The sequence below is a fragment of the Bacteroidota bacterium genome (genome assembly GCA_034723125.1).
Classification (GTDB): Bacteria; Bacteroidota; Bacteroidia; order CAILMK01; family JAAYUY01; genus JAYEOP01.
The window spans coordinates 1-4,822 of sequence record JAYEOP010000089.1 but is presented as its reverse complement, the minus strand read 5'-3'; the positions used below and the strand labels follow the sequence as shown (position 1 = coordinate 4,822).

Annotated in this window: 3 protein-coding genes; all 3 read left to right on the top strand. The window is 30.2% G+C overall.

Annotated features, from left to right (window positions below; all coding sequences use genetic code 11):
* Positions 1 to 125: 125 nt before the first annotated feature.
* The 3 genes from U9R42_02735 (at position 126) to U9R42_02725 (ending at position 4,679) form a co-directional block, all read left to right on the top strand.
* The gene (locus tag U9R42_02735) at positions 126 to 2,495 is read left to right on the top strand and encodes a TonB-dependent receptor (GenBank protein ID MEA3494931.1); all 2,370 of its coding nucleotides are present in this window, start codon (positions 126 to 128) and stop codon (positions 2,493 to 2,495) included.
* 12 nt (positions 2,496 to 2,507) lie between these two features.
* Complete coding sequence (locus U9R42_02730; protein MEA3494930.1) at positions 2,508 to 3,425, top strand: DUF4249 domain-containing protein; 918 nt, start codon at positions 2,508 to 2,510, stop codon at positions 3,423 to 3,425.
* 147 nt (positions 3,426 to 3,572) lie between these two features.
* The gene (locus U9R42_02725; protein MEA3494929.1) at positions 3,573 to 4,679 is read left to right on the top strand and encodes a glycosyltransferase family 4 protein; all 1,107 of its coding nucleotides are present in this window, start codon (positions 3,573 to 3,575) and stop codon (positions 4,677 to 4,679) included.
* Positions 4,680 to 4,822 lie beyond the last annotated feature (143 nt).

The window sequence follows — 4,822 nt, the reverse complement described above, 5'->3', positions numbered from 1 at the left end:
CACGCAACCATTTTACACTATTATATGTCTCTAATTTTTATTCTTATTTTGATGGAATAATATTTGTGTGAAATAACAGTTATTCCTAATAAAAAAATTAATAAAATATAATTATTTTATAATTTATGAAAATTAAAATTTTACTGTTTCTTTCGGTTTTATTATTGAGTTATAATTCAATATTTGCTCAAAAATATACAATAAACGGATACATAAGTGACTCGGAAACAGGCGAGTTGCTAATAGGTGCTAATATTTTTGACCCAATCAGATTAGTTGGAACATCAACAAATGTTTATGGATTTTTCAGTCTTACTTTGCCTGCCGATACTTTTTCTCTTGTTTTTAGCTATGTTGGTTATTCATCACAAATTATAAAAGTTGATCTCAAAAGAAACAAACAAATAAAAATTAGTTTAAAACCTTCAATTGTTTTGGAAGAAGTGGAAATAAGTGCCACACAAAGTGAAAGAATTGAAGAATCAACAAAAATGAGTACTATAAAACTACCTGTTGAGCAAATAAAAGAGTTACCTGCATTATTGGGAGAAGTTGATGTTTTAAAAACAATTCAACTACTACCGGGGGTTCAATCGGGAACCGAGGGGGCAAGTGGAATTTATGTTCGTGGTGGTGGTCCTGATCAAAATCTTATTTTGTTAGACGGAACACCTGTTTATAACGCATCTCACTTATTTGGCTTTTTCTCTGTTTTTAATGCTGATGCAATTAAAAATGTTGAATTAATTAAAGGCGGTTTTCCTGCCCGTTACGGTGGCAGACTTTCTTCAGTACTTGACATTAGGATGAAAGATGGAAATATGAAAAAGTTCCATGCAGAAGGTTCTCTTGGGATAATTGCTTCAAAGCTTACAGTTGAAGGACCTATAATTAAAGACAAGACATCTTTTATCGTTTCTGCAAGAAGAACCTACATGGACATTATTGCTCAGCCAATGATAAGATTGATAAATGGTGATGAATACACTACTCAGGGATATTATTTTTATGACCTGAATGCAAAAGTTAATCATAAATTTAACGACAAAAACAGATTGTATTTGAGCCTTTACATGGGAGATGACAAATTTTACAGCAATACAAAACCTTATCAATATCTTTATGATGGTGTGATTTATAAAGAGCAAGCAAATTCAGGACTTAAATGGGGAAACCTCACATCTGCTTTAAGATGGAATCATCAGTTTAATGAAAAGTTATTTGGAAATGTTACAATGACATACAGTAAATATAATTTTCAGGTTAATAACTACAAAGAAAGTATTGTCATAAATGACACAGGAACATTAAGCAATATTTATTCAATTGATTACCTCTCAGGAATTAACGATATTACAGGGAAAATAGATTTTGATTTTTTACCAAACCCCGACCATTACATAAAATTTGGTTTTAGTAATATTTATCATACTTTTCATCCGGGAGCTACAACTTATAAAATTCAAAATTCAGGAACCACAAATATTGACAGCTTTGAAGGAGCAAAAGAAATTTATGCTAATGAAATAGCTCTTTACATTGAAGATGATTATAAAATCAGTAGCCACCTAAAAGCTAATATCGGATTACATTATTCAGGATTTTTATTAAAGAAAAAATATTATCACTCCTTGCAACCAAGACTTGCAATGAGATATTTATTTGACGGAGGTTGGTCAGCAAAAGCTTCTTTTGCATCAATGCAACAATATGTTCATTTACTTACAAATTCTACAATTGGATTGCCAACCGACCTTTGGGTTCCTTCAACAGAAAATGTTAAACCTCAAAAATCTTATCAGACAGCAGTAGGTATTGCTAAAACAATAAAAAAGAAAATTCAATTTACCGTAGAAGGCTATTATAAAAAAATGGATGACTTAATTGAATATAAGGATGGTGCAACTTTCCTTAGTTCAGAAACTGATTGGGAAAAGAAAATTGAAACAGGAAAAGGATGGTCGTACGGTGTTGAAGTTTTTTTGCAAAAAAAGTATGGAAACACAAAAGGCTGGATAGGTTATACATGGTCTAAAACAGACAGACAATTCGAAAATATAAATTTTGGAGAAATCTTTCCTTATAAATATGATAGAAGGCATGACATTTCTATTGCACTAATGCAAAAAATAGATGAGCTGTGGGACTTTTCTGCAACATGGGTGTATGGAACAGGAAATGCCGTAACATTGCCAACTGTGCGTTATTTACCTTTTCAGCAAAATAACAAATATTGGTGGATGGATGAAATTGAGTCTTTTGATGAAAAAAATAGTTTTAGAATGGCAAGTTACCACCGCCTTGATATTTCTTTTAGAAGAACAGTAAAAAAGAAGTGGGGGAAAAGCATCTGGACTCTTGGAGTTTATAATGCTTACAACAGAAAAAATCCATTTTATTATTATTTCGGATACGATAGCAGAGGCAACAAAGCACTAAGGCGTGTAAGTCTGTTTCCGTTTTTACCTTCTGTTAGTTATTCTTTTAAATTTTAATTTTGTGAAAATATGAAAAATATATATTTTGCTTTAATATTTGTTACAACAGCTTTCTTTTTTTCTTGTGAAAAAACTGAGGATATTGATGACTTTCCTTTGGTAACACCTCAATTAGTTCTAAATTGTATGTTTTCCCCGGATAGCAGTTGGGAATTTCAGCTAAGTAAAAGTTTATCGGTTCTTGATAATGCTGAGATTGAATATTTAAAAAATGCAACAGTTAAGTTATACAAAAACAATCAACTAATAAATACAATTACAGAAACAAATAAAAAGACATTTTATGTTTTACAAAATAATACTGCTGAATTTGGGGCTAAATACAAAGTTGAAATTTCACGAAAAGGATATAAGGATATAAGCAGTACAAGTACTTTACCAACAATGGTTGAAATATCAGGACTTACTAAAAGTGTGAAAGATTCTTCTACTTATTGGAGTCAACATGGCACTTGGGGTGAATTAACAGGGCATATCAATGTGAAGTTCAATGATTCTAAAGCTGGTGATAATTATTATATGCTTTCAATTTTTTCAATTGATACAAATACTTATTATAATTACCCTGACACAACAATTAGTTATCAAGAAATAAATATAAATTATCACATTAATGATGAAACAGATAATCCTGCAATAGAAATTCAATCCGAACAAGAATATATTTTTTCTGATAAATATTTTAGCGGACAAAGTATTGAGATTTCTGCTTATATAGAGGATTGGAATTTTACACCGAACAAAACATTCGTTGTAGTTTTATACTCGCTAAGCAGAGAAGCCTATCTTTACAAACGAAGTTTAGCATTGTACTACGAAAGAGGTGAAAATCCATTTTCAGAGCCGGTTCAGGTTTATGGAAATATTGAAAATGGTTTTGGTATTTTTGGAGGTTATACAATGGATGTAAAAAGTATTACTTTTTAATGCTTTTTCGTTTTATTTGAAATTTTTAGAAAGAAAATGTGCTGATATTATTAGTATTAATGAGCCCGCTCTAAAAAGTAATGAGTGCAGTTCTAGATTATTCATTATCTTTGTTTCTTAAAAAAAACAATTACGAGAAGTTTACTAATGATGCAAGCAAAATTAAAAATTCTTCATATTTCTTTTCATAAAGAATGGAGAGGTGGTGAGCAACAAGCAGCTTATTTGTATGAGGAATTGAAAAATAAATCCTGCAAACAGTGGTTTCTTTGTGCCAAAGGAAATGCAATGAATAACTATTGCATTAACAACGATATTCCCTTCTATTCTTTAAAAACAGGACTTTTAAACAACATTAAAAACAGGAGTATAATTAATTTTATTTGCATAAAAAATGAAATTGATATAATCCATGTTCATGATTCCAAAGCTCATACTTTTTTATTTATCAATAGTCTTTTTACGAAATTACCAAAAGTTATTGTTAGCAGAAGAGTAGATTTTCCTGTTCATTCTTCATTTTTATCAAAGAAAAAATATAATTGTGATTGTATAAAAAAATATATATGCATCTCTAAAACAGTTAAAGATATTTTAGAACCTGCAATTAAAGATAAAGCAAAACTAGAGGTTGTTCATTCAGGAATTGATGTGAAGAAATTTGAAGCTAAACAAAATACCAATAAACTCAGGAATGAGTATTCTTTGAAAAACGAAGAAATAATAATTGCTAACACATCTGCAATTGCTGACCATAAAGATTATTTTACTTTTGTTGATACAGCAGAGGATTTGCTTAAAAAGAATATAAGTGCAATTTTTTTTATAATTGGTAAAGGTCCTTTAGAAAAAGATATTAGGAGTTACATTAACAAAAAAGGACTTGCGAAAAATGTTATTCTCACAGGTTTTAGAAATGATATTCCTGAAATTTTACATGAGGTTGATGTGTTTTTGTTTACTTCTAAAACCGAAGGCTTAGGCACAACAATCCTTGATGCTATGGCTTGCGGAGTTCCAGTGGTAGCAACAAATGCAGGTGGTGTAAGCGAAATAATAAAACATAAGGAAAACGCTTTAATTGCACAAGTGAAAAACATAAAAGAACTTTCTGAACTTGTAGAATTAGCAATTAAAGATGAAACACTAAAAAATAAAATTATAGCAAATGCAAGAAAAACCCTTGAGCATTTTTCCAAAGAAAAAATGGCTGAGGGGAATCTTGATGTTTACAAAAAAGTGGTTCTATGTTGATTTGTGTGGGTGGAAAAATATTAAAGCCACAGATTCACAGATTACAAAATTACTCTTTTTGTAATCTGTGAATCAAATTTGATTACCCACAGTATTTGACATAGTATCAAAAAAGTATTAAACAATTGAAATCCTTTGTGTAA